23 protein-coding genes are annotated in these 24,618 nt (G+C 69.1%); 9 read left to right on the forward strand and 14 right to left on the reverse strand.

Annotated features, from left to right (window positions below):
• Positions 1 to 64 precede the first annotated feature (64 nt).
• Both ACVTJA_RS31885 and sitA5 read right to left on the reverse strand, forming a co-directional pair.
• The gene (locus tag ACVTJA_RS31885; protein ID WP_465825307.1) at positions 65 to 415 is read right to left on the reverse strand and encodes a DUF2019 domain-containing protein; all 351 of its coding nucleotides are present in this window, start codon (positions 413 to 415) and stop codon (positions 65 to 67) included.
• Positions 412 to 1,764 (reverse strand): SitA5 family polymorphic toxin, encoded by a 1,353-nt coding sequence (gene sitA5 / locus ACVTJA_RS31890; RefSeq protein ID WP_465825308.1) that lies wholly within the window; start codon positions 1,762 to 1,764, stop codon positions 412 to 414. Before sitA5 ends, ACVTJA_RS31885 begins: the two co-directional genes overlap by 4 nt.
• Positions 1,765 to 2,054: 290 nt before the next feature.
• On the opposite strand from sitA5, the gene ACVTJA_RS31895 reads away from it, so the two are divergent.
• Together ACVTJA_RS31895 and ACVTJA_RS31900 are read left to right on the forward strand one after the other, a co-directional pair.
• Positions 2,055 to 2,912: a DUF2092 domain-containing protein gene (locus tag ACVTJA_RS31895; RefSeq protein WP_465825309.1), complete on the forward strand. Its 858-nt coding sequence runs from the start codon at positions 2,055 to 2,057 to the stop codon at positions 2,910 to 2,912.
• The gene (locus tag ACVTJA_RS31900; protein WP_465825310.1) at positions 2,909 to 3,319 is read left to right on the forward strand and encodes a hypothetical protein; all 411 of its coding nucleotides are present in this window, start codon (positions 2,909 to 2,911) and stop codon (positions 3,317 to 3,319) included. Before ACVTJA_RS31895 ends, ACVTJA_RS31900 begins: the two co-directional genes overlap by 4 nt.
• Before the next feature lie 55 nt (positions 3,320 to 3,374).
• On the opposite strand, the gene ACVTJA_RS31905 is transcribed toward ACVTJA_RS31900, so the two are convergent.
• Positions 3,375 to 5,777, reverse strand: a complete 2,403-nt coding sequence (locus ACVTJA_RS31905; RefSeq protein WP_465825311.1) for an arylsulfatase — start codon at positions 5,775 to 5,777, stop codon at positions 3,375 to 3,377.
• Positions 5,778 to 6,008: 231 nt separating this feature from the next.
• Here ACVTJA_RS31905 and ACVTJA_RS31910 point away from each other — a divergent pair, with 231 nt between their 5' ends.
• Positions 6,009 to 7,562, forward strand: coding sequence for an arylsulfatase (locus tag ACVTJA_RS31910; protein WP_465825312.1), 1,554 nt, complete (start codon positions 6,009 to 6,011; stop codon positions 7,560 to 7,562).
• Positions 7,563 to 7,670: 108 nt separating this feature from the next.
• The gene (locus ACVTJA_RS31915; protein WP_465825314.1) at positions 7,671 to 8,735 is read left to right on the forward strand and encodes a hypothetical protein; all 1,065 of its coding nucleotides are present in this window, start codon (positions 7,671 to 7,673) and stop codon (positions 8,733 to 8,735) included.
• A gap of 19 nt (positions 8,736 to 8,754) precedes the next feature.
• Here ACVTJA_RS31915 and ACVTJA_RS31920 read toward each other — a convergent pair whose 3' ends face one another.
• Positions 8,755 to 9,909, reverse strand: coding sequence for a hypothetical protein (locus tag ACVTJA_RS31920; protein WP_465825316.1), 1,155 nt, complete (start codon positions 9,907 to 9,909; stop codon positions 8,755 to 8,757).
• A gap of 270 nt (positions 9,910 to 10,179) precedes the next feature.
• Here ACVTJA_RS31920 and ACVTJA_RS31925 point away from each other — a divergent pair, with 270 nt between their 5' ends.
• From ACVTJA_RS31925 to ACVTJA_RS31935, 3 genes are all read left to right on the forward strand, one after another.
• Entirely contained in the window at positions 10,180 to 10,755 is a 576-nt protein-coding gene (locus tag ACVTJA_RS31925) for a DUF4136 domain-containing protein (protein WP_465825317.1), read from the forward strand.
• Positions 10,756 to 10,973: 218 nt separating this feature from the next.
• Positions 10,974 to 11,684 (forward strand): outer membrane beta-barrel protein, encoded by a 711-nt coding sequence (locus tag ACVTJA_RS31930; RefSeq protein ID WP_465825318.1) that lies wholly within the window; start codon positions 10,974 to 10,976, stop codon positions 11,682 to 11,684.
• Between the two features lie 158 nt (positions 11,685 to 11,842).
• The gene (locus ACVTJA_RS31935; protein ID WP_465825319.1) at positions 11,843 to 12,859 is read left to right on the forward strand and encodes a formylglycine-generating enzyme family protein; all 1,017 of its coding nucleotides are present in this window, start codon (positions 11,843 to 11,845) and stop codon (positions 12,857 to 12,859) included.
• Positions 12,860 to 12,877: 18 nt separating this feature from the next.
• Here ACVTJA_RS31935 and ACVTJA_RS31940 read toward each other — a convergent pair whose 3' ends face one another.
• From ACVTJA_RS31940 to ACVTJA_RS31975, 8 genes are all read right to left on the reverse strand, one after another.
• Entirely contained in the window at positions 12,878 to 13,765 is an 888-nt protein-coding gene (locus ACVTJA_RS31940; RefSeq protein WP_465825320.1) for a bile acid:sodium symporter, read from the reverse strand.
• 190 nt (positions 13,766 to 13,955) lie between these two features.
• Positions 13,956 to 14,957 (reverse strand): HAD family hydrolase, encoded by a 1,002-nt coding sequence (locus ACVTJA_RS31945; protein WP_465825321.1) that lies wholly within the window; start codon positions 14,955 to 14,957, stop codon positions 13,956 to 13,958.
• Positions 14,958 to 15,044: 87 nt separating this feature from the next.
• A complete protein-coding gene (locus ACVTJA_RS31950; RefSeq protein WP_465825322.1) occupies positions 15,045 to 15,734 on the reverse strand; it encodes a DUF5953 family protein in 690 nt (229 codons plus the stop codon).
• 1 nt (position 15,735) lies between these two features.
• Positions 15,736 to 16,131, reverse strand: a complete 396-nt coding sequence (locus ACVTJA_RS31955; RefSeq protein ID WP_465825323.1) for a DUF6310 domain-containing protein — start codon at positions 16,129 to 16,131, stop codon at positions 15,736 to 15,738.
• A gap of 131 nt (positions 16,132 to 16,262) precedes the next feature.
• Entirely contained in the window at positions 16,263 to 17,189 is a 927-nt protein-coding gene (locus ACVTJA_RS31960) for a DUF2381 family protein (RefSeq protein ID WP_465825325.1), read from the reverse strand.
• A 116-nt stretch (positions 17,190 to 17,305) separates the two neighbouring features.
• Entirely contained in the window at positions 17,306 to 18,274 is a 969-nt protein-coding gene (locus ACVTJA_RS31965; RefSeq protein ID WP_465825326.1) for a hypothetical protein, read from the reverse strand.
• Between the two features lie 39 nt (positions 18,275 to 18,313).
• Positions 18,314 to 19,225, reverse strand: coding sequence for a serine/threonine protein kinase (locus ACVTJA_RS31970; RefSeq protein ID WP_465825327.1), 912 nt, complete (start codon positions 19,223 to 19,225; stop codon positions 18,314 to 18,316).
• Positions 19,226 to 19,282: 57 nt separating this feature from the next.
• Positions 19,283 to 20,434 carry a chemotaxis protein gene (locus ACVTJA_RS31975; RefSeq protein WP_465825328.1) on the reverse strand — a complete coding sequence of 384 codons (1,152 nt, stop codon included), beginning with the start codon at positions 20,432 to 20,434 and terminating at the stop codon, positions 19,283 to 19,285.
• A 159-nt stretch (positions 20,435 to 20,593) separates the two neighbouring features.
• On the opposite strand from ACVTJA_RS31975, the gene ACVTJA_RS31980 reads away from it, so the two are divergent.
• On the forward strand, positions 20,594 to 22,561 hold the full coding sequence (locus ACVTJA_RS31980) for a glycoside hydrolase family 15 protein (RefSeq protein WP_465825329.1): 1,968 nt from the start codon (positions 20,594 to 20,596) through the stop codon (positions 22,559 to 22,561).
• Positions 22,562 to 22,652: 91 nt separating this feature from the next.
• Positions 22,653 to 23,264: a hypothetical protein gene (locus ACVTJA_RS31985; RefSeq protein WP_465825330.1), complete on the forward strand. Its 612-nt coding sequence runs from the start codon at positions 22,653 to 22,655 to the stop codon at positions 23,262 to 23,264.
• 36 nt (positions 23,265 to 23,300) lie between these two features.
• Here ACVTJA_RS31985 and ACVTJA_RS31990 read toward each other — a convergent pair whose 3' ends face one another.
• Both ACVTJA_RS31990 and ACVTJA_RS31995 read right to left on the reverse strand, forming a co-directional pair.
• On the reverse strand, positions 23,301 to 23,888 hold the full coding sequence (locus ACVTJA_RS31990) for a superoxide dismutase (RefSeq protein ID WP_465825331.1): 588 nt from the start codon (positions 23,886 to 23,888) through the stop codon (positions 23,301 to 23,303).
• A gap of 45 nt (positions 23,889 to 23,933) precedes the next feature.
• Positions 23,934 to 24,362 (reverse strand): flavin reductase family protein, encoded by a 429-nt coding sequence (locus ACVTJA_RS31995; protein ID WP_465825332.1) that lies wholly within the window; start codon positions 24,360 to 24,362, stop codon positions 23,934 to 23,936.
• Positions 24,363 to 24,618 lie beyond the last annotated feature (256 nt).

Consider the following 24,618-nt stretch of genomic DNA (forward strand, 5'->3'; position numbering starts at 1 on the left):
GTTCGAGGCGTCCATGCGCGCATGGTGCCACGAGTCCCGTCACGGTCTGTCGCACGCAGACCGACTACTCCGGGTCGAGGGCCCAGGTGCCCTCTTCCCACCCCCTCAGCGTCTGTCGGGCCCCAAAGGCGATGAGCCCGTCTCCCTTTGCGGCCTCCTCCAAGACGGCCCTGGCTTCGGCGGTGCGATAGCGGAGCAGGAACGCAGCGGCTGTTGTCCTCACGTCCACCATGGGATGCTTGAGAAGAACGCACAGCGCTTCTCTTCCTTTGTCACCGCGGGCCCGAAGCTCCTGGAACGCTGCGATGTATCGGTCTCCGTGCGAATCTTCGGGATCGGCTCCTGCCTTGAAGATGGCTTCGGATTGCGCTGCGACATTTTCGGCAAACTCTCTGACCAGATCTTCCAGCGTCATCGCCAGATTCCCTTTCTGATGTTTTCAATGGCGAGCAAGCCGAAATCGCGTTGGACTTCGTAGGACTGAGTGCTCAGCCACTCTCGAATGGTGAGGCTGGGTGCGCGAGTGAGAAGCGGGAGCTTCTTTGAATAGAACGCGCTGACCAGCTCGTGGAGTGTTTTGTCCAGGGCGATGACGTTGTCTGTATTGTGAATGGACTCAGGTCCAAAGCGGCGAACATTGCCCTCGGTCTGCTCAACGATGTGGTGCCACTCCTTGCCCTTGCCGGCACTGCCTCTACCCTTGTACAGGCCACTGTGCGTCTGCCACTCACGGTATCCCGGCGCTGAACCCCCGCTTCCCCGGGTACCACTGGACGACATCGCCACGGCCCCTGGCGCGAGCGTGAATGCGAAGCCATCCGCGGCCACGGCCACCGTCTCCACCTGCCCCACCGCCGAGTACACCACCCCGGCCAGCGCTTCGGCCCGCACCGCCGCCTGCGCGGCCCCGGGCAGTCCCTGGAGCTTCGTGCCCAGCGTGGCTCCCGTGCATCCAATGGCCGCGGTCGCCAGCATCACGAACGCCCGCGCCGCGTTCCGGCCCATCACCTTCCCGAAGCGCTCGCCCGCGTCGCGCAACTCATCGAACGTCACCGCCCGGTCGGACTCGACCATCAGGTTCCGGAAGCCCTGGATGAGCTCCCAGAAGGTGTCGACTCCCACGTAGATGATGAGCGCCGCTGTCAAAACCGCCGCCACCCCCTTGGTCGCCGGCTCAGGTACCGTCCAGAGGAGCGCATAGGTGGCTGCCGTCCACAGCGCCGCCTGCATCAACGCTTCCGGGTTGGCCATATCCTTCACGGCCTCCCATAGCTCGTCCATCACCGCGCCCTTCGCCAGGGACATGGCGAGGGTGAAGCGCGCATCCCCCGTGACGGACGGACTCTCCTCCAACAGCCCCAGGCAGTCCCCTTTGCGTTGAGTCCGCTCGCACCAACGCAGGTAGGCGCGCGTCAGCTCCACCTCGGTCTGGGGAGCTTCAGCGGCCAGGTGCTCCCCCGGACCGAGCGGAGTCAGGCGCCGGCTCCTCGCATCGAAAAGATACGCGCCGCTCCGGGAGCCCACCTCGAACAGGAGTCGAGCCGCTTCCTGGGGGCGTTGAGACGGGCGCAAGGTCCGACTCAACCGAGCCACGGCCGCCGCTACCTCATCGTCATCGAGCGCTATCGGCTCGGTGCTTCCTTCCGCGCGGGGAACGTGGACAACCGGTGAGCCGCGGCCTGTGTCGAGCCGAACGACTCGCGTGGCTCCGCCGCAGCCGACCAGCATCCACAGCAGCGAGAGCACCCACCACGGCAGCCGCATCCGAAGCTCCAGTCCCATCTCCCATGCGCCGGGGAGTATGGCACGAGCCCCGTCGGGCCCCGGCTTCGCGGGACATCACTCAGTCCGTGAAGCCTCCGCCGATGACCGGGATGCGCGCATAGGCGCGCGGGAGGCATCCAGCAAGTCAACCCACCCTCGCGTCCCTCACGAGCCACTCCCGGGCCCCTCGCGCGCGAAGGGGCGTCACGACCTCCTGCCCGCCCGCCTCTCTTCCCTGTCTCCCTGCCACCCTCAGCTTTGCAACGTTCCCCAGCACACAGGAGGTGCTCATGGCAGACACACGAAGCTCAGGGAGGTCGGGCAAGGGACGGTGGGGGCTCGTGCTCGCCGTACTGCTGGCGGCAGCTCCCCCGGTCGCGAGCGCGCAGGCGGCGAAAGCCCCCGGCGAGCAACCCTCGCAGGTCGACCCCAGGGCAGATCGCCTCCTGCGGAAGATGAGCGACTTCCTCGCCCAGCAGCGCGAGTTCTCCGTCCACATCGATGGAAGCCAGGACGTCGTGCTCGAGTCGGGACAGAAGGTCCAGTTCAACCGCTCGGGCGACGTGCACGTGCAGCGGCCGGACCGGCTCCGCGTGGACCGCTCCGGCGAGCTCGCCAGGCTCCACCTCTACTACGACGGCCGGCAGCTCACCCTCTTCGGTGAGACCCACAACGCCTATGCCACGTCACCGATGCCGCCCACCCTGGACGCCACCCTCGACGTGGCCGCGGAACGGCTCGGCCTGGAGGCGCCCGGCGCGGACCTGCTCGTCAGCAACCCCTACGCCGCCCTCTCCGAGGACGTGGTCTGCGGCAACTATCTCGGCCGCTCCATCCTGAACGGCGTGCCCGTCCACCACCTCGCGTTCCGCAACCGCGAGGGCGTGGACTGGGAACTCTGGATCGAGGACGGCGACCGGCCCCTGCCGCGCAGGTATGTCATCACCACCCGGGACCTGACCGGTGGCCCGCAGTACGCCGTCACCATGTCCGGCTGGGACCTGGCGCCCCGCTTCACCCAGGACACGTTCCGATTCACACCCCCTGCCGGTGCGATGCGCGTGTCGTTCCTCGCGACGAGCTCGAAGGGTGAGCAGTCGCAGGGTGAGTCGTCACAGGCGGAAGAGCCACAGGGAGGTGCGAAATGAGGCTGGACACACTCAAGAGCCGACGTCGTGCGGCCGGGCTGCTGCTGGGCGTCGCGGCCCTGGGCGGGCTGCTCCCGGAGACGGCTCTCGCCATGGAGGCCATCGCGCTCCCGGGAGACCTCCTCCCGCAAATCACCCTGGCGCAGTACGGAACCTCGCGCCGGGTGGCTCGGCGCACCTCGCGGCGCACGGCCGCGCGGCATTCCGGGGCCTATGGCGGCTACGGCTACGGCGCCGTGGGCGTCGGCGTGGCCATTGCGCCCATTCCCGTGGGCGTGAGCTACGTCAGCACGCTCCCCACGGGCTGCGCGGCCGCGACGGTGGGCGACATCACCTACCAGCAGTGCGGCGCCGTCCGCTACCGCCCCTACTACCAGGGTGAAACGCTCGTCTACGTGAAGGAGTAGCCCTCGCGCTCCGGCGGTGGGGCGCGCTGCAACCCCACCGCGCGGAGCACGCCGCCTACTGGCGGGCCATCGCCTGGCGGAAGCGCTCCTGGGGCGAAAGGAAGTGGTCGAAGTCCTCCCGGCCCTTGTCGAGCTGCACCCACTTCACCCGGCCGGTGAACCGGCTGTCGCCGTCGTGGAAGCCCTCCGCCACCGGCGAGCCCAGCTCCATGCCCACGTCAGCCGACTCGTCGGCGGAGAGGATATAGGCCAGGGTCTGCTCCACCCGGCCGCGGCCCACCTTCTTGCCGTCCACGTAGAGCGTCACGTCGCCACCCTTTCCCACGCCGCCGCCGTCGTACTTGAACTCCATGCGGACCTGGTGCGTGCCCGCGGGCAGCACGCGGTCCGCCTCGACGTAGTCCCTGCGCAGCCCGGCGTAGTTGTAGCAGTAGCGCAGCCGGCCCCCGCGCACGAAGAGGCACCAGCCGCCGAACGCGCCACCCTGGGTGACGATGACGCCGTTGGCTCCGCCCTCCGGTATCTCCACCTCGGCGGTGACGGAGTGCGACTTGTTCTTGAGGTTCAGCATCGAGTTCTCGCTGAGCCGCCGCATGGAGCCCGACAGCACCTGCGAGTCACCCTGGATGAGCTCGGGACGCCCGGCGATCTCCGCGTTGAAACGCTCGGCGCTGCGGTCATCCAGCGGCAGCACGTAGTACTTCGCGGCCTCGATGAGGAAGAGCTGCTTCAGCTCCCGCAGCTTCTGCGGCTGCTCGGCGGCGACGTCCCTCGCCTGCGTCCAGTCCTTCGTCGTGTCGTAGAGCTCCCAGACATCATCCTCGAGGCTGCGTAGCGGCTCGGGTTCCCACGGCGTGCGGTGCCGCGTCACGGCCGTCCAGCCCTGGTGGTAGATGCCCCGGTTGCCGAACATCTCGAAGTACTGCGTCTGGTGCCGCTCCGGCGCCTTCGCCTCGTCGAAGCTGTAGCCCATGCTCACCCCCTGCATGGGCGTCTGCTGGACGCCGTGGACCAGCACCGGCTGCGGCAGGCCCGCGGCCTCCAGAATCGTGGGCGCCACGTCGATGACGTGGGTGAACTGCGAGCGGACCTCGCCCTTCGCCTGGATGCCCCGGGGCCAGTGGACGATGCAGCCGTTGCGCGTGCCCCCGTAGTGCGACGCCACCTGCTTGGTCCACTGGTACGGCGTGTCCATGGCGTGCGCCCAGCCCACCGCGTAGTGGTTGTAGGCCTCGGGCGTGCCAAGCTTGTCCATCCGCTCGATGAGGAACTCCGGCGTCTCCACGCCGAGGATGTCGTTGAAGGTCAGGCCCTCGTTGAACGTGCCGTTGAGGGTGCCCTCGGCGGAGGCGCCGTTGTCTCCGATGATGTAGTAGACGAGCGTGTCCTCCAGGACGCCCATCCTCGCCACCGCGTCAATCAAGCGCCCCACGTGCGCGTCCGCGTACTCGAGGAAGCCCGCGTACACCTCCATCTGCCGCGCGAGCACCGGCCGGAGCTTCTCCGGCATGTCCTTCCACGCGGGGATTTCCTTCGGGCGCGGAGTGAGCACGGCGTCCTTCGGAATGACGCCGAGCTTCTTCTGCCGCGCGAAGATGTCCTCGCGCAGCGCGTCCCAGCCGGCGTCGAAGCGGCCCTTGTACTTGTCCGCCCATGCCTTGGGCACGTGGTGCGGGGCGTGAGTGGCGCCCGGGGCGAAGTAGCAGAAGAACGGCTTGTCCGGCGCCAGGGCCTTCTGCTGCCTCATCCAATCAATCGCCCGGTCCGTCATGTCCTCCATGAAGTGGTAGCCCTGCTCCGGCGTGCGGTCCGGCTCCACGGGCGTCGTGTTCTCGTAGAGCGCCGGGTAGTACTGGTTCGTCTCCCCGGCGACGAAGCCGAAGAAGTACTCGAAGCCGGAGCCGGTGGGCCACCGGTCGAAGGGGCCCACGGGGCTCGTCTCCCAGACGGGCACCTCGTGGCACTTGCCGAACTGCGCGGTGCTGTAGCCGTTGAGCTTGAGGGTTTCGGCCACCGGTGCGCAGTGGTTGGGCCGCATGCAGCTATAGCCCGGCGAGGAGGTGGCAATCTCCGTGATGCCGCCGAAGCCCACCGCGTGGTGGTTGCGCCCGGTGAGGAGCGCCGCGCGCGTGGGCGAGCACAGCGCCGTGGTGTGGAAGCGGTTGTACTTGAGTCCGCCCGCCGCGAGCCGCTCGGCGGTGGGGGTGTTGATGACGCCGCCAAAGGCGCTGGACGCACCGAAGCCCACGTCGTCCAGCAGGACGACGAGGACGTTGGGCGCGCCGGAGGGCGGACGCAGCGGGACGATGGGCGGAAACTTCGCGCTCGGGTCCCTGGCGCTGAAGGGACGCACGCCCTGGTAGAGCTGGTCCGGGATGGGGAGGACCTCGCGAGGGAGTGTGTCGTTGGGAGAGGGCTCCGCCTCGCCGCCTGCCCGCCGCTTGCCATTCTTCTTCATGGTTCCTGTCGTCCTCTCCGTGCCACGGCCCGAATCTCCGCAAGCTAGGCCGCCCGCGACTCCAGGCCAGTTGCCCCGCCGGGAGGGGCGGGCACGGGGTTCACGACGCATGCAACTGAGTTGCGCGAGTCAGGGTGCTCGTGCGAAGGCAGGCGCCTCGACCTCCCGCCCGCCCGCCTCTCCTCCGCGTCTCCCCGGCCCTCCAGCTTTGGAACATTTCCGGGAGGCGCCATGGCGAAGAAGCAACCGAACATCCTCATCATCTGGGGCGACGACATCGGCTGGTTCAATCCGAGCTGCTACCACCAGGGAGCCATGGGCTACCGCACCCCCAACATCGACCGCATCGCGGCCGAGGGCGCGCGGTTCACCGACTGGTACGGGCAACAGAGCTGCACCGCGGGACGCGCCGCCTTCATCACCGGCCAGTCCCCCATCCGCACCGGGCTCACCAAGGTGGGGCTCCCGGGCGCGAAGATTGGCCTCCAGCCAGAGGACCCCACCATCGCCGACCTGTTGAAGCCCCTGGGCTACGTCACCGGCCAGTTCGGGAAGAATCACCTCGGAGACCGCGACGAGTTCCTCCCCACCGTGCACGGCTTCGATGAGTTCTTCGGCAACCTCTACCATCTCAACGCCGAGGAGGAGCCAGAGAACCCGGACTACCCCAAGGACCCCAACTTCCGGAAGCGCTTCGGCCCGCGCGGCGTGCTGCACTGCTGGGCCAACCCCGACGGAACGCAGCGAATCGAGGACACCGGCCCGCTGACGACGAAGCGCATGGAGACGGTGGACGACGAGTTCGTCGCCGCGAGCCTCGACTTCATCGACCGCGCCCATGCGTCGGGCAAGCCCTTCTTCGTCTGGTTCAACTCGACGCGCATGCACGTCTTCACGCACCTGCGGAAGGAGTCGCAGGGGGTGACGGGCCTCGGGCTGTACCCGGACGGCATGGTGGAGCACGACAAGCATGTCGGCCAGCTCCTCGACAAGCTCGACGCGCTGGGCATCACCGAGGACACCATCGTGATGTACTCGACGGACAACGGGGCCGAGGTGCTGAGCTGGCCGGACGGCGGCAGCACGCCCTTCCGCGGCGAGAAGGACACCAACTGGGAGGGAGGCTGGCGCGTGCCGTGCGTCATCCGCTGGCCGGGCGTCATCGAGCCGGGGACGATTTCCAACGAGATGTTCTCGCACACCGACATGCTGCCCACGCTGGTCGCGGTCGCCGGCGAGCCGGACATCGTCGACAAGCTCAAGCGGGGCCACAAGGCCGGGGACAAGACCTTCAAGGTCCACATCGATGGCTACAACCTCGTGCCCTTCCTGATGGGCGACGTGGAGGAGAACCCGCGCAAGGCCTTCTTCTACTGGAGCGACGACGGCGACCTGATGGCGGTGCGCGCCGGCATGTGGAAGGTCGTCTTCCTCGAGCAGCGCGCCCATGGAATGAGCGTCTGGCAGGAGCCCTTCGTGGAGCTGCGCTTCCCGAAGCTCTTCAACCTCCGGAGCGACCCGTTCGAGCGGGCCGACAAGGACGCGACGCTGTACTACGCCGACTGGGCCGCCAAGCGCATGTTCGCCCTGGTCCCCGCGCAGGCCCTCGTCGGCAGGTTCCTGAAGACCTTCGAAGAGTTCCCTCCCCGCCAGCGGCCCTCGAGCTTCAGCATCGGCCAGGCCCTGGAGAAGGCGCGGGAGAAGCAGAAGATGATGGCCAGCACCGTTCCCCCTCCCGGAGAGGGCGAGGTGGCGGCGAGCGAGGAGCAGCCCGCCGTCCATTGAGGCCGGGGCAAGCCCCACTCCGGGGACGGGCACGGTGCGGGCCTCGACGAATGGCACCGATTCCCGTGCAGTGGTCAGCGTGGGGCGTCCCTCCCACGTTGGTCACCCATGAAACCGACCTACGTGTGCCTGCTCCTGTTCCTCGGCATGGCGGTCAGCGGAACCGCGGCCGCCGCCGAGAGCGATGCCGCCGCTGAAGGCAAGGCGTGTCCGTCCGACCGGGCCCGGCAGCTCGGCGGACACACCTTCCTGTTCCCCATCCTCCAGCAGAGCGCCTTCGTCACCACGAACGTCGGCCTCCGCGAGGGCCTGGCCCGCTACGACGTGCCGGACCTGCCCGTCGGCAGGCTGGGCCCCCAGGACGTGCTGCTCACCGGTGTCCAGCAGACATTGGACTTGAGCATCGCCTTCACCGACTGGCTGGGCATCGCGGCCTTCGCGCGGGGCACCGTCGTCACCGGCGCCAACGGGCGCTCGCTGCTCATTGAAGGCGCGACGGTGGAATTGGTGGGCCAGGCGGGCGCCGTCGTTCGCGTGTGGCGCAACGAGTCCAGCGGGACGCAGGTCTCCGTGCGCGGCAACCTCGGGTATCAGGATGGCAGGGAGGTCACTGTCTCCCCGCTCATCACCGGAATCTTGAACACTCCAGGGTCGACCATCGAGGACATCATTCTGGGCCGGCTCGGCGACCTCATCCTCGTGCCCACGAAGGAGACGCAGGTGCTCGGCGGCGCCTACCTGGCCCAGGCCCTCAACCGGACCTTCTCCATCCAGGCCTCCGCGAATGGCGAGTACGCCTGGCGCGAGCGGCAGCCCTTCGACTCGTCGATTGGCGACCGCTTCACCGAGAAGACACATGCGGCGCGCGTCAACCTCACGGCCGCGCTCGAGGCGGACTTCGCGCCCCATGGCATCCCGATTGGCCTGCTGGGCGAGTACCTGTTCACCACCGGGCAGGAGAGCAACGCGCGCCTGCCAGACAGGACCTTGAGTTCGCACACCGTCGCGCTCGGCGTCTACTACACCGGGCGGCGCAGCCTGCAGGTGGGCCTGGGCGCCGTCACCACGCTGAGCGCCGCGCCTCGCATCGGCATCACCGAGGATGGCGAGCCGCTCGAGTCCGACAATCCGACGCTCAGCTACGGCCAGTTCATCCTCCGCTACATCTGGTGAGCGGCTTCCCTCCTCCCGCTCAGGGGAGCCCCTCGCGGATTTGACGGAGGACGGTGAGGAACTCCCGGTCCAGTATCAGCAGGACGGCCAGCGGGGCGAGCGCCGCCGCGACGAGGCCCGCCAGCGAGCGCGGCTCGTACAGGAGCAGGCGCATCTTCCGGGCGGTGGTGAAGGTCGTACCCAGGTCGGCGAGCGAGGAGAACTCGGGAGCGCCCAGCACCTCCGGCTCGGCGCGAGGCGCGGTGCGGAACCACTTCCGTTCGAACCGCCGCGAGTGCCAGGCCGCGACGGCGGAGAAGCGGAGGTCCCCCCGCCGCTTGGCCCTCACGAGCTGGGGCGTGAAGAGGCCCAGCGGCGCGCACACCGCGAGCGCGCAGAGCGCGCCGAGCACCAGCATGGGGACGAGATACGGCAGCGGCGCGCCGACGATGCCGTGGGGCTCCGCCTCCCACACGGTGGCGGCCACCGCCGACGCCAGGGCGAACACCACGGGCGCGAAGCTGGCCTGACACAGCGGCAGGAAGCCCAGCCCGCCCATCTGGTCCGGGTGCGTGGGCGCCAGCGCGAGCGGCAGCCGCGAGATGCGGAAGAGGAGGCCCGTCCACACCAGCCCACGCCACAACCACCGCAGCAGCAGGAACCGCAGCAGCGGTGCGCTCAGGGCCAGGTACCACCAGCCCGCGGCGGTGGGCGCGCCTCCGGGAGCGGGGGACATCCACTCCCGGGTGGGCCCGGGCGCCGACAGGAAGCCAATGGCATACGCGGCGACGAGCATGAGGGCCTCGGCGATGCGGCTGTCGCGCAGCCGCTGCGCCTGATGGAGGCTGGCCTCGAAGCGATGACGGCTTCCCACCCCCACCAGGTGCACGGCGAGGAACTGCCGCACCGCCTCCCGGATGCGCTCGTCCACATAGGGCTCGGCCGCGATGAGCACCGGCAACGTCACCAGCAATTCGGTGTGGACCTTCACCTCGAGGAACAGCGCGTGCAGGGCGTCACTGCTCCAGGCCCACGCGAGCACCGGGAGCGGCAGCCAGGCCAGGGCGACGAAGGCGAGCGTGGTGCGGACCCGCAGGAACCGCGGTGGCCGGACGAGATGGAGCTTCCGCTCGACGCTGTAGAGCGGCCCTCCGCTCATGAGCGAGAAATCTGGCAGTGGGGGCGAGACGTCCATGGTTCGGCCACATCCAGGCAGTCACGGGCGGGCCCACCGGCCATGCGCGAACCACCGCTGGCGCCCTCCCCTCCACGGTGTGCTCGCGTCACGCGGTTGCCAATCCACGGCCCCGCGGGCGCGCTGCTCCATGCGGAGGAATGAGTGCTCGCTCCCCCCGGACTCCCGCCGGGGGCCGCCGGGCGGGCGAGGCTCGGCACCATTCCGCCTCGCGCGCAATGTCAGGAGGCCGACGCCACGCGCCTCGGCGAATGACAAGGAGATGCCCCCATGCGGCTGCCGCTTCGTATCGCTCCGTTCCTGCTGGGCCTGATGCTCGCCGCCTGCTCGGGTATCGAGGTCAATACGCAGTACGACCCCAACGCCGTGGCACAAATCGGCGGCTTCCGCACCTACGCCTGGCTTCCCCAGCCTCAGGGCAAGGACCCGCGCCTCTACAACGACATCATCAACTCCTACGTCCGGGACGCGGTGAACGCGGACCTGCAGAAGCGCGGCTACCAGCAGGTGGAGCGGGACGCGAACCCGGACTTCCTCATCGGCTGGCAGGGCGCCATCGACAACAAGGTGGATATCCAGACGGTGAACTCGTACTACGGCTACTACTGGGACCCGATGTGGAGCCCCTACTACGTCGGCGCCGGGGCCCCGTACACATACGCGCGGGAGTACGAGCAGGGCACCCTCATCGTCGACTTCGTGGACGCGAAGTCGAACAAGCTCGTCTGGCGGGGCACGGCCCAGGCGGAGGTGAACGAGAACCCGTCCGCGTCTCGCACCCAGGGCCGCATCAACGAGGCCGTGGAGGAGATGCTCACGCACTTCCCGCCCAAGGCCTCGCAGTGACGCGCCGCGCGCCCGCCCCTCCCCGGGAGCCGACGGGTGCGTCGCGCTCGAGACGCGCTCGAGCCAGAAGCGCCGCTGCAACGACATGACAACAGCCACCGGGACGAGGCCGGTGCGCCGCCCTCCCGGCCGGTCCACCCTGGAGGGGCGGTGTGCGGACAGGCGTCCCGTCCCCACGCTCCTGGCACCACGCAGTCCGGTGTCCCAAGGAGGTTGTCATGCGATTGCACACGTTGCTTCCCCTCACCTTGCTGGTACTCACCGTGCCGCGGGCCGTGAGGGCCCAGTCGGACGCGGCCACGGTGGGTTTCGAGTCGCAAGGCCATGAGGGCCCTTCGCGCCACTTCATGTTCAACGTGGGAGGCGGCGTCTCGTTCCCCATCTCCGACGCGGGTGACCGCTTCAAGACGGGTGGCGGCTTCCAGGTGGGCGCCGGCTTCCAGTTCCAGCGCAACCTCGGCCTCATGGGCGAGTACCTCTACTCCGCCTATGACGTGCAGGCCGACGTGCTCACGGGCACCGGCATCGACGGCAACCACTACATGCAGTACGGCAGCCTCAACGCCGTCTGGAACGTGATTCCCCAGAGTCCCCTGGGCTTCTACATCATCGGCGGGCCGGGCCTGTACTACCGCAAGGTGGAGCTGACGCAGATCGCGGGTGTGGCGGCCGTCCCGTACTGCGACCCGTGGTTGTACTACTGCAGCACGGACATCGTTCCCGTGTCCGAGATTCTCGGCTCGCGCAGCAGCACGGACTTCGGCCTCAACGTCGGCCTCGGCGTCACGCTGAAAATCTACGGGGACCTCCGCCTCTACGTGGAGGGCCGCTACCACTACATCTTCGGCCCGGAGTTCAACCTGCCGGAGGGCGGCACGCGCAAGGCCGACGGCCAGTACATCCCCGTCAACCTCGGCATCCGTTACTGAATGCGCGCGAGCGGAAGGAGGCGGATGCCCGGCGGCAGCCGCCATCGTCCACTTCCGGCGGGTGCCCCGCCCTGGAAGGCCGGTGCCCTCCCTCCGGAAGTGCTCCAGATTGGAGCCGGCGGACCCGCGCATCCTCCGCCACTCCAAGGAGCGCCGCCATGAGCACGGACCTGAGCAGCGAGGCCGCGCGGCTCGGACCTGCGCCTTCCGCGCCCGCCGAGCCCGCGCCCGGCGAAGCGCCCTTCCCGGACATGGTGTGGATTCCGGGCGGCACGTACTGGATGGGCTCGGACCACCACTACCCCGAGGAAGCGCCCGCGCACCAGGTGAGCGTCACGGGCTTCTGGATGGACCGCTTCACGGTGACGAACATGCGGTTCGCGCGCTTCGTGGACGCCACGCGCTATGTCACCGTGGCCGAGCGCCCGCTGAATCCCGCGGACTACCCGGGTGCAATCCCAGACATGCTGGTGCCCGGCTCGCTCGTCTTCCGCAAGGCCCCCCGGCCCGTGGACCTGCGGAACATCGCGCACTGGTGGGCCTACGTGCCGGGCGCGTGCTGGCGTCATCCTGAGGGCCCGGGCAGCAACCTCAAGGGACGCGGCAGGCACCCGGTGGTGCACCTCGCCTTCGAGGACGCGCAGGCCTACGCGGAGTGGGCCGGCAAGACGTTGCCCACGGAGGCGGAGTGGGAGCGCGCCGCGCGCGGTGGGCTGGACCGGAAGGAGTTCTGCTGGGGGGATGACTTCACGCCCGGCGGCCGGCACCTGGCCAACACGTGGCAGGGCGAGTTCCCCTGGCAGAACCTGCGCGAGGACGGCCACGAGGGCACGTGCCCCGTGGGCAGCTTCCCGCCCAACGGCTACGGCCTGCACGAGATGGCGGGCAACGTGTGGGAGTGGACCACGGACTGGTACCAGTCGCGCCACGCGGGCAACAAGGGCAAGGCGTGCTGCATCCCCGTCAACCCGCGCGGTCCGGCGCACGCGGATGGCAGCCAGGACCCTGGTACGCCGCAGGTGAAGATTCCCCGCCGCGTGCTCAAGGGCGGCAGCCACCTGTGCGCCCCCAACTACTGCCGCCGCTACCGCCCGGCCGCGCGCTCGCCCCAGGCGGTGGACAGCGGCGCCAGCCACATCGGCTTCCGCTGCATCGTGTACCCCGCGCGCAATTGAGAGCGGGCACCGGCGGCGTCAGGTGGGGACGCTGCCCGGTGGAAGCGGGGCGCGCTCCGTCCCGCGCTGCCGCTTCGCCCAGACCTTGTACGGAATCAGCGCGAGTATCCGGACCAGGACGATGGCACCCACCACGGCCGCGACCTCCAGTGCCTGCACTCGCGGATAGCTCTTGATGATGATGGTCATCGTCAGCGCCGGAGGCGCGAGGGCGGCGGCGAGCGCCACGGCCTTCCGGTCCTCGAGCCGCGGCCCTCCCGCCCAGTGTCCCAGGAAGGCCGAGGCGGACACGAGCAGCACCAGCGCCAGCACCGTGGGCCACCCGAGGTCTTTCAGCCGGGGCGCCGCGATGATGATGACCAGCACCGCCGCCGCGACCAGGAGCACGTTGAACACGCGGCGGCACCACACGGCCAGCGCGTCCGCCAGACGCGGGAAGCGGCGCCGGACGGCCATCCCCACCAGCAGCGGCGGAATGACCTTCACGAGCAGCGTGCCCACCACGAGGCCGGGAGTGGCCCGGAGCTCGTACCCCATCAACCGGTCCAGCACGGAGACCCAGATGGGCACGCTGACGAGGGTGAACAGGGCCAACAGCAGCAACATGTTGAGCGACGTGGTGACGCTCGCGTTCAGCGACTTCGCCTGTCTCACCTGCAAGGGCGCCCCGGGGCAGATGGCGGTGAGCACGATGGCGCCCGCCGCGACCGGGGGCAGCTTGAACAGCCGCACCAGCGCGTACGCCACGAGCGGCACCGCCACCAGCACGACGGCCAGGGCCCTCCCGTAGAGCGCGGGGCGGGTGTGCACCTCCCGGAGCTTCTCCGGCCGCGCCTCCAGCCCCATGGAGAACATGAAGAGGACGATGACGTTGGACAGCGCGAAGACGAGGATGGACCTCAGCATGTCCCCTTCCCCTTTCAGGGGCGCGGCGAGGCGCTCAGTTCCAGGGTGTGCCCCCGATGAATGTTTGACAATCCAGGCGGCCCACGCGGCGCCACGTCTCATGGCAGGCCGCGGCATGCGCCAGTGCCATCAGTACCTGGCGCCCGGCCGGGGGCTCGCGGAGCAGGCGGGGTGAACATTCCCCCGGTAGTCACCGGGCAGGCGTGGGGAACACCGTCTTCCAGTCGTCGCGCATGCTGACGACGCTCCACCCGCCCTCCTTCGCCGCCCGCAGCGAGGCGCCGTCCTTCTCCTGGTAGGCGAACTCCCTCGCCGCGTCGTCGTGGTTGATGAGGAGCTGGAAGGAGGGGCCGCGCCGCTGCTGGGAGGCGCTCAGCATGGCGATGTCTCCGCCGCTGCGGACGTTGCCCGCGACGAACACCGGCGGCCGGCCGATGTGCAAGGCGTTGCCCACCGGCTTGCCCTCCTTGTCGTTGACGTGGTCCACGCGGGGCTCGCGCCACAGCACGACCTTGCCGCCGCGCTTCTCGAACTTCTCCTCCAGGCTGCTGCCGATGACCTGCTGGGGAGGAATGCCATACACGTCCTCGGAGAAGACGCGCATGAAGTCGATGCCGCCGCCGGAGCTGATCCACGTCTGGAAGCCGTTGTCACGCAGGAACTGGAGCAGTTCGAGCATCGGCTGGTAGGCGAGCTGCGTGTACGGCACGCCGAACTTCGGATGGCGGGCGGCTTCGAGAAACTGGCGCACGTCTGCCTGGAACTGCTCCTGCGTCATGTTGGCGTGGGTGGCGGCGAACAGCTCCATCAGCGCCTTCTCGCCTCCTTCCATCACGGTGTCGATGTCCCCTTCCAGCACCGCCTTGAACGGCTGCCTTTGTTTAAGCGAGGGGTCCTTCGCGGCGAGCTCGCGGACGCGCTGTACCAGGAAGGCGCCCTGCACGGCCGGCCTCTCCTGCCAGAGCGTGCCGTCGTTGTCGAAGACGGCGATGCGCTGCTCGACCGGGAGGAAGTCCGGACCGCCCTCCGTCGTCACCCGCGTGACGAAGCCCGTGATGGCCTGCTTCACCGGACCGTCATTCCATGATGGCAGCGGGTCGGCCTTCGCCGCTGCCGGGAAGGCCAGCGCGAGCACAAGCATGAGGACGACGGGGCGCGGATGACGCTCGGGGCGGCGGGGAAGTGGAGACATGGGGGCACCTCTCCCGCGACACGCTGGGAATGCTGGGGCCACTGCGCAATCCAATGGCCAGGCATACCTCCAGGCGTGCGGCCCGGCTCAGGCTCGACTATTCGTGTCCTCCGAACGACCGGCGATCTCCGGGAAGCGCGCGTACGCCTGCGGGAGCGAGAGCAGGTCCGCATCGCGGGCGGGGTCGGGAAACCCGATGGCCCGCGCGGAGGCGGCCGACCAGTAGTTCAGCCACCCGAGGTGATGTGGAATCTCAGGCGCGCGGATTTCCTCGGTCAGCTTGAGCCTTGGAAGTCCCCATGGCGGAACATGTGGCTCACGCATGGAATGGCGTATCTGCTGCGCCAGCTCGGCCGCCACGACTTCCGGCGTCGCACGGCCCCAGAACGCGCCTGCTGCCTCCCCCATGCCTGCGAGCACAGCCGCTGCCACGGTGCTTCCATCTGCGACCAGAGGCAATTGGGCGTGGACTTCAAACTGCGCAAGTCCTTCCGGGGAGGTCTCCGCCGGCCTTTCCCATCCGGAAAGCGACACCCGGAAGTCCTCGTCGCCGTTGCAGATGAGCCGAAAACCTCTCCCATTCGGCCGCCCCTGGGCGAGCCAGGCCTCTCGCTGCGGCAGAGGAACCAGCTTCCCCTCGCCGGAAATCGTCCACTCCAGACGCAAGCCGGGGAAGGCGTGTTCCACTTCGCGGACGATGGCCAGCTGGCGGCTGTCGTCACGCGCGAGCGCAAGGGCGTAGGCGATGAGGATGAGGGGATTCCGCGAACCTGCCATGTCAGCACCAATCCATCACGACGACATCGAGGGAGCCATCCCGAGCGAGCAGCTCGACCTTGTGCGCGGCGCTGCGCACGCCGACCCGGAAATTGAACCCGCACGTCATGGCGAGAGCACGCTCGCGCTGCAACTCCGGTAGCTGGCTGTCGATGACGATGTCGCGAAGGTCGTCCGTGTACGTATCGAAGTTGTCGGTCTTGATCTCCCACAGCACACGTGCGCGCATCTGCAGAGCGTCGAGATTCTTCCTATTGACGAGCGCGTCCCAGCCGGAAAAGTCATTCCGTGGAACCTTGTCCGCGCACCTGTCGTGCAGCTCGTTGCCACCAAGGTGCGGCACGCGTTGAGGGGCACACTTGGGGTGGCGTCCTTGCTCCAAGGGCTCCACCGGCACCGGAGGCAGCCAATCCTGTCCTGATGGCTCCGGCTCTGGCCTTCGTTCCCTCTGGGAGGCCGACGCGACTGGCGCGGTCTGGAGCTCCGCCTCTACTTCCGCGGAATGGCCTCCGCGCCACTACACCGCGCCTATGGGAACGTCACGCCGCCGAGGGTCACCGTCCGGGCGCCGCTCGCGTCCCACAGCTTCAACGTGAAGGTCCCCACCGTCGCGCCCGCTGGCGCCTCGGCCTCGACAATCACGCTCCGCTGACCGAGCTCCCCGGGCTCAATCGGTTCAGGAGGCCACACGCTGAGCACCTTCAACTCGGCGCCCTTCCTGTCCGTGCGCATCAGGGTCGCGCGCTCCGGTTTCCACGGTGGTGCATCCGCCGGGTTGAGCAACGTCACGCTCACGGCCACCCGCAGGGCCGAGCGGTAGCTTTCAACAGCCGTAGCCGTGAGCGTATTGTTGGGGTGCTGCGTGACATGGTTGGAGAGCACGCGGGCCACCACTCCCGCCGAGTCCATGATCTTCGAGTCGAGCAGGCCGGTGAGCCCTCCCGGGCCGCTTCGCTCGACCCGGAGCTGCTCGTTGTCCGCACGGCACTGACGGAGGGCCGCCTCCGTCTCTCGCAGCTCGCGCTGGCATGACTCCACCGTGCGCTTCTCGCGGTGGACCTCCACATGGGTGGCGGCCTCCATGTCGTGCACCACCAACTGAAGCGCCGCGCCTGCCGGAGCGTCATCGTCCTTGAATCGCACCGTCAGCTTCGCCCGCTCCCCCGGCACCAGCTTCTCGGAGGGCACGAGCTTCACGGTGCTCTCACTGACGTGCACCTTGGTGAAGTCCTCGCGGTGCTCCAGCGTCAGCGACTCGCGCAGGAAGTCCGTCTCGAAGCTGAGGGTGGTGGCCTGCCCCGGGCTGATGCAGATCGCGGGCACCTCGCCCGTGGGCACCGCCGGCAGCTCCACGTGCTGGACGCCCGACTGGCACGCCGTGGCCCCCGGCTGCGTGATGACGGACCCATCCAGGAGGACGAGCGCGAAGAGGACGAATGGTGGGGAGGCGAGCACGGAGAGAAGACCTCGGAAGGTAGAGCGCGATGCAGTGACCTGCCACGTCGGGTCTACCACGCCCTGCCCGCCGCCGCACCGTGGCCGCGCGCCCCGAGCTCACACGTCCGGGGGCGCTATTCGAACGTGCGAACCGCCTTCACGTACACGGTGGAGAAGACCTTGGCGGTGCCGGACCCGTCGTAGGACTCGAGCTCGACGCCGCGCTTGATGTCGTTGCCCTGCAGCTCCACGCAGATGGGGATGGTGCGACCGTCCACCTTCGCTTCCGTGAGCCGGCCATAGGCACGGTCCGCGAGGAAGAGACGTCCGGACAGCACCGTTCCTGATGGGAGGTCCCACCAACGTCCAAGGAGGCGGACAGCCGTCCGCCCCTCTCTCACGGCGACAGGCTCGGGGACCTTGAAAGGGTCGCCGAGCGTCGCGCCGTTGGTGGTCCCCAAGCGGATGCCCAGCTTCTCCATGGCCGCCAATGCGCCGGGCGGGCACGGCTCGGGCTCGGGGGGGGGAGGACGAACCTGGGCTCCAGCGCATCCCGTCAGCGCGGAGCAGGCAAGTGCCGCGCCCACCACGCTCCTCGCGGTGCGGCTCGCCGTGGAGGGCTGCCTGGATTGCACGTTCGTAGGGGTCTTCACGGCAGGTGATTCCTTGGAGGGCATCGCGCTGGATGCGACAGTCTGAGGGTTGAGCGCCGCCTCGGGTGAGGCCGCGGCGGCTCTAGCTTCTGGTGACTCCGGCGGACCCGCCACTTCTTCACTGCCTCCCGCCTTCCTCTCCGGTTCATGCGCCAGGGATGCCACCGGCGGCCGGGCCGTGCTCCACCACGAAGCCAGAACCACGAGACCTGTCACCAGCGCGCAGAGCACGAAGCCCCCCAGCAGCAGGCGGCGCACACGCGCCCGGGTCCAGATGAACTGCGTGCTCCGCGCCGGTACCGCGCTCATGCGCGCGAAGTCGTCGGTCAGCGGGTGGCCCGGTGGCGCCGCGTCACCGGGAGGCGCTTCGCCCCCACCCACCGCGCGCGCCTCGGCGGCGAGGCGATTGCGCTCCGCCAGCTCGCGCTCGTGGACCTCCTCTTGCGTCATTGGCGCCGGCCCGCTCTCGGGCAGGTCCAGCGGCACCTTTCAGGCGCGGGAGGTGCGCGCCTTGCTCGCCTCCCAGAGCGCCTGGTGCAGCGCCTCCGCGCTCGGGAAGCGGTCTTCCGGACGCTTCTCCAGCAGCCGCATGGCAATGGCACTGAGGCTCAGCGGCACCTTCGGATTGATTCGATGGGGAGCGCGCGGCACGCGCAGCCGGATGACCGCGCCCAGTTTCTCCAACGGCAGCTCCGGGTTGAACGGGTAGCCGTCGGTCAGCGCGCTGTAGAGCAGCACGCCGAACGCGTAGAGGTCCGCGGCTTCACCACCCTCGAACCGGGCCTCGTCACCGTGCGCGCGCGCCTGCTCGAGCGCCTCGGGAGGAATCACGGACAGGTCCATGGGCGGCATGCCCTGCGTCAACGTCCTCGCGCCGGGCAGCCGCACGCTTCCGAAGTCGAGCACGAACGGCCTGCCGTCCTTCCGTCGGATGATGACGTTGTTCGCGTTGAGGTCCCGGTGATGGATGCCGCGCTTGTGGAGGTCCGCCAGCGTCCGCGCGATGGGCTGGAGCACGTCGGCGAGCTGAGCGGCCGTCGGATGTTTCTCGTGGCGCCAGTCGTGGAACCGCCATCCATCGACGTGCTCCATGAGCATGGAGAGGAAGCCGGATTCCGGGTCGGGCCAGCGGCTCACCTCGTAGACGCGGGGAATGTGCGGGTGCGGCGTGTGCTCCAGCATCGCCGTCGCTTCGCGCACGCACCTGCCATCCACGTCCTCCTCTCCGGGCAGTTTCTCCCCCGGGAGGCGTACGGCCATCTTCAACGCGTAGATCCGGCCCTCGCCCTCCACCTTGAAGACGCGGCCCAGCCCACCGGCGCCGAGCACTTCGAGAATCTTCCAGGGACCGACGGTGTCGCCCGAACCGAGCCGGTCCGGATGGAGGATTTCAGTCGTCATTCGGCGTGCCCGGCGTGGGTTGGACTGTGAGAAGGCAACTTCCTGGGTTGCTCTATCTCACACCACGGGGCGGCGGCGCCACGCGCGGAGCACGAGCGCCGCGAGGATGATTCCGCCCACCAGGCCCAGGCCCACGAGCGCCAGCAGCCATAGGAAGACGCGGTCCACCAGGTGCCCCGCACGGTCGAAGGCGTGGTCCACCCAGCCCCGGGCCAGGCCGTCCAGTTGCTGCAGCGTTGCCACGCGCTCGGCATGCAGCGCGTCCACTACCGCCGCGCGCTCCTGCCCTACTCCGGTGAGCACGGCCTGCCGCTCTCCGGAGATGAACTCCTGGAGCGAGCGCCGCTGCCCGTCCAGCGCCTCCAACACCGCCGCGCGCTCGCGGGCCACCAGCGCGGGCGTGTTCGCCGCCACGCCGCCCACCCGGTCGAGGATGTCCACCACTCGGGCCAGCTCGGCCAGGGTGGACTGCACGGCGGGGGCGTTCATGGCATCCGCGGCCACCAGCTCCGCCTGCCAGCGGGCCTGGCGCGGGAGGCTGGCCGCGTAGATGTCCACGCGCGCGGTGATGTCGCGCGTGTCCTCCAGCAGTCCGGCCGTCCTCCGCAGCAGCCCCCCGCCCGAGGCCGCCGTCACGGAGGCCAGCAGCGGCACGGTGGAGTCACGGGCGACGAGCGGCCCCGTCAAGGGGTGCTCCGCGGCCCACTGGTGCACGCGCTCACGCGCGGAGGACACGTCCTCCTGTCCGGACACCTCGCGCCACAGCGCCTCCACCTCCGACTCCATGCCCTCCAGCGAGCGGCGGGCCTCGGCCAGCAGCTCCGGTGAGGCGTTCGCCGCCGTCTTCGGCAACGCGTCCTCGAGCTGGGCCAGCAGCGCCCACGCATCCACCAGGGAGGCCACCGGGTCCGGCTGGAAGAGCGCGCCCTGCATGGTGGGCACCGCGTTCGCCTTGAACTGGAGCATCGCCCGCTTCACCTCGGGCGAGTCCGAGCGCGAGGCGATGTTGTCCGCCGCCGCCTCGATGAGGCCGGAGAAGCGCCGGGCCAAATCCCTCACGCGGATGCGCAGGGCGCTCACGTCCAGGTCCGAGTGGCCCACGCGCTGGGCCAGCTCCGAGCGCGGAGGGTTCATCGAGGCGCACGCCGAGAGGAGTGCCGCGAGCACCCCCACGAACAGCCAGCGCCAGGAGCGAGGAATCAGGGACATGAGACAGGCGCAACCTGCGCATGTCCGCCTGCCCCGCCGACCCACCCCGCGAGCGGGTGGACGCGTTCCGTCGCGGACAGACACGACCAGCGCCCGGCGGCCCGGCGCCCCCTCCCTCAAGGTCGATGCAATGGATACCGCCGTACACAGCATGACGACATGAGCTCCAAGGCCTCCATCCGACCCGTAGGGACTCCCTATCCCTCCATCTCCGACTACGCCTTCCTCAGTGACTGCCACTCGCTGGGCATGATCGCCCGCGACGGCACGCTGGAGTGGATGTGCTTCCACCGGTTCGACTCCAACCCCGTCTTCGCCTGCATGCTGGACCGCGACAAGGGAGGCTTCTTCCGCGTCGCGCCCGTGGCGCCCTCCTCCATCACCCGGCGCTACCTGCCGGACACCAACATCCTGGAGACGCGCTTCACCACCGACACCGGCGGCGTCCTCGTCGTCACCGACTGCCTGCCCTGCTGGGAGGACGAACGCGAGCCCGGGAAGCTCGCCGTCACCAAACCCCGGCACCTCTTCATCCGCCTGGTCCGCTGCGAGAAGGGAGAGGTGGAGGTGGCCGTCACCTTCTCTCCCCGCTTCGACTTCGGCCGCACCACGCCCTACCTCCATCCCATCGCGGATGACCTCGCCGTCATCTTCGGCGGCGCGGACTCGCTGCTCCTGCAGTGCAACCTCGGGCGCATCACCTCCGACGCGAAGGGCGGCTGCGACGCCCGCGAGGTGCTGCGGGCCGGTGACAGGCGCGAGCTGGCCCTCCAGTGGGAGCACCCGCACTACATGAAGCCGGCGCGGATGGACGTCGAGGACCTGCGCACGCGCGTGGAGCGGACGGAGGCATACTGGCGCTCGTGGTCGAGCCGCTGCACGTACTCGGGGCCCCATCGCGACCTCGTGGTGCGCAGCCTGCTCGTGCTCAAGGGGCTCACCTACGCGGACACGGGCGCCATCATCGCGGCGGGCACCACGTCCCTCCCGGAGGAAGTGGGCGGCGTGCGCAACTGGGACTACCGCTTCAGCTGGCTGCGGGACTCGTCGGTGCTCATCGCCGCGCTGGGCATGTTCGGCTACGGAGATGAGGCCCGGCGCTTCGCCCGCTTCCTGCTGTCCACCACGGCGGGCCGCACGGACGAGCTCCAGATTCTCTACGGCATCGGCGGCGAGCGCTTCCTCATCGAGACGGACCTGCCCGCCCTGGATGGATACCGGGGCAGCAAGCCGGTGCGCATCGGCAACGGCGCGTTCGACCAGTTCCAGATGGACACCTACGGCGAGCTCATGGGGGTGATGTTCAACCTGATGAACCGCCTGGGGTTCTCGTACGAGAAGCAGAAGGCGGACCCCGCCACCCGCTTCTGGATGGAGTTCCTCCGCCAGGTGGCGGACACCGCGGCGCAGAGATGGAAGGAGCCGGATGACGGCATCTGGGAGACGCGCGGCGGCCGGCAGCACTTCGTGTTCTCCAAGGTGATGGCGTGGCTGGCGCTGGACCGCGGCATCCGTCTCTTCGAGCCCTACCCCGAGTTGAAGGCGGACCTCGACGGCTGGCGGCGCGCACGGGACGAGGTGCGCAAGGCCATCGAGACGGAGGGCGTGGACCCGGAGACCGGGGCCTTCGTGCAGGCCTTCGGGCAGAAGGCGCTGGACGCCACCGCGCTCCAGATTCTCCTCACCGGCTTCCTGCCCCCGGATGACCCGCGCGTGAAGGCCACGGTGGAGCGCATCGACAAGGAATTGACCCGCGAGGGCCACGTCTACCGCTACGTCGAGCGCAACGACGGGCTGTCCGGCGAGGAAGGCACGTTCACCTTCTGCACGCTCTGGCTGGCCACCAGCTTCGCCGTCATGGGCGACGTGGAGCGCGCCGAGGAGCGGCTCGCGAAGGTGCTCGAGTACGTCAACGACCTGGGCCTGTGCGCCGAGGAGATAGACCCCGTGCGCCGCGAGGCCCTGGGCAACACCCCGCAGGCCTTCAGCCACGCGGGGCTCATCCAGGCCATCCTCGCCATCGAGAGCGCCCGCGAGGCCCGGAGGAAGGGCGTCAGCGCTCCGGCCATCTCCCCCCTGCAGCCGGAGGCCGCCGCGGCGCCGCCGCAGGCGTCATCCCCGGCATGAGCAGCCGGGCAAGGGAGAGCGCCTCATGGGTTGAACGGCCACGGACGGGCCCAAAGCTTTGCGGTGAACGTGAGTTTTTCGGGAGGCGGTCATGAAGAGCATCCGAGCACTGATGATGGTGGGCCTGCTGACGGGAGGCGCGGCCCTGGCCCAGGAACAGGCCGACATGCGGGGCGTCACGGTGTCCGTGGGCGGCGGCGTCGAGGGCTACAGCGGCGAGCTGGCGCCGCGCCTCAACACGGGCCCGGCCTACGGCGCCACGTTGACCCTCAAGCCCTCGCGCGTCCTGGGCCTGGAGGTGGGCTACTCCGGCGCGGTGAACACCATCGACACGGACGGCCGCGAGGTGGCGGGAGAGACCCCGGACATCGTCCGTAACGGCGGGCAGGCGGTGGCCACTGTCGGCATCACCGCCAGCCCGCTGCAGCCCTACATCCTCGGGGGCGTAGGGCTGAGCGACTACAACGTGCGGAGGAACGGAGAGGTGCTGGGCTACCAGGACGACACCGTGGGCACGGTGCCGCTGGGCGCGGGCGTGCGCTTCTACTCCGGGAACTTCGTCGCCGACTTCCGCGCCAACTACAACCTGCTCTTCGACGAGGAGTTCGTGCCCATGGCCCGCACCGTGGAGGGCCCGGGCAACACGGAGTTCGCGAGCGGAGGCAGCTACAACGGCACGCTCAACGTCGGCGGCACCTTCTGACCCCGCCAGAGGCGGGGCCTCCCGAACCTCGTGGCTTCAGCGGGCCGCCGCGAGGTTCTTGGCGACGAAGTCCCAGTTGATGAGCTTCTCGAGGAACGTGTCGATGTACTTGGGACGCGCGTTGCGGAAGTCCACGTAGTACGCGTGCTCCCAGACGTCGATGGTGAGCAGCGCCTTCTGGCCGTGCTTCATCGGCAGGTCCGCGTTGCCCGTCTTCGTCACCTTGAGCTTGCCGCCCTCGAGGACGAGCCACGCCCAGCCCGAGCCGAACTGCGTGGCGGCGGCGTTGGCGAACTCCTCGCGGAACTTCTCGAAGGAGCCGAAGTCGCGGTTGATGGCGTCCGCGAGCTCACCGGTGGGGCGCCCGCCGCCATTGGGCTTCATGCAGTTCCAGTAGAAGGTGTGGTTCCACACCTGGGCGGCGTTGTTGAAGACGCCACCGTCGCTGCTGAGGATGACCTCCTCCAGCGACTTGCTCGCCTCGGGCTTGCCGTCCAGCAGCTTGTTGAGGTTCGTCACGTACGCGGCGTGGTGTTTGCCGTGGTGGTACTCGAGCGTCTCCGCGCTGATGTGCGGAGCGAGGGCGTCCTTCGAGTACGGCAGGTCAGGGAGGGTGAACGGCACGGGTGTTTCCTTTCGTGGTGAGGGTTCTCTGTGAAGCGTGTCTTCCTACTTCGGGAGGGGACCGGGCCCGGCTGACGGCAGCTCCGTCACGGCTCGGTAGGCGCGGTTCCAATAGAGGAGCGGCTCCGCGTCCACGCCCCGGTGGACGCCCACCACCCTGCCCACGACGAGCAGGTGGTCGCCGTAGCGGCGCAGGTCCTGCAGCTCGCAGGCGAGGCCGACGAGGGAGCCCCGGACCCAGGAGTGCTCGTCGAACGCGGCGTCCTCCGCCGCGCCGCTCGCGCACTTCGCCGCGATTTCCCGCTGGGTGGAGTTGAGGACGCTCACGGTGAAGCGGCCGGCGGCCTCCACGCGCTTGAGCGTCCGCGAGGTCTCCTTGAGCGCGATGAGCATGAGCGGCGGCTCCAGCGAGAGCGAGCTGAACGAGCTCACCGTCGTCGCGGCCAGGCCGTGCGCGTCACGGAGCGATATCACCGCCACACCACTCGCCCAACGGGACATCGCGTCCCGGAAGTCACGAGCGTCGACGCCATCCTGCGGACTCGGGAGCATGCCCCCCGATCTATGGCGGACAGGGTGCTCCTGTCAGCACCCGTCCAATGTCTTGGACGAGCTCCAATGTGTTGGCGGAGCCCGCGGCCAGGATGTCCCCCCCGACCCGGACCTTCCGGGCGAGGAATCCGCGCGCCAGGAACAAAGGCGGAGGTGCTCCTCCCGATGCGTCGGAGGC

Source organism: Pyxidicoccus sp. M6 (assembly GCF_055568925.1).